Raw genomic sequence first — 235 nt, 5'->3', positions numbered from 1 at the left:
CGGCGACCTGGAAACCATCGTCCGCACGGCCTGGGAGTGGCACCGGCGGCACCCGCAGGGCTATGGAGATGTGACTTGTTGTTTGCCCGTTGCTGGAGGTAGGCTTTCATGATTGACCTGCACGTGCATATCCTGCCCGGTCTTAACGACGGCGCGCCGGACCTGGGTGAGGCATTGTCCATGGCCTGGCTGGCGGTGGAGGACGGGATCGAGTTCCTGGTGGCCACACCCCACG

At 64.3% G+C, this 235-nt stretch carries 1 protein-coding gene; it reads left to right on the top strand.

What is annotated here, in order from left to right:
• Positions 1-108 precede the first annotated feature (108 nt).
• A partial coding sequence (locus ACPLUI_RS12790; protein ID WP_424660645.1) for a CpsB/CapC family capsule biosynthesis tyrosine phosphatase occupies positions 109-235 on the top strand: 127 nt, incomplete at its 3' end.

It is taken from the genome of Desulfofundulus sp. (assembly GCF_049701015.1).
GTDB lineage: Bacteria > Bacillota > Desulfotomaculia > Desulfotomaculales > Desulfovirgulaceae > Desulfofundulus.
The sequence above is the reverse complement of the archived record's forward strand: the minus strand, read 5'-3'. Positions and strand labels throughout refer to the sequence as shown.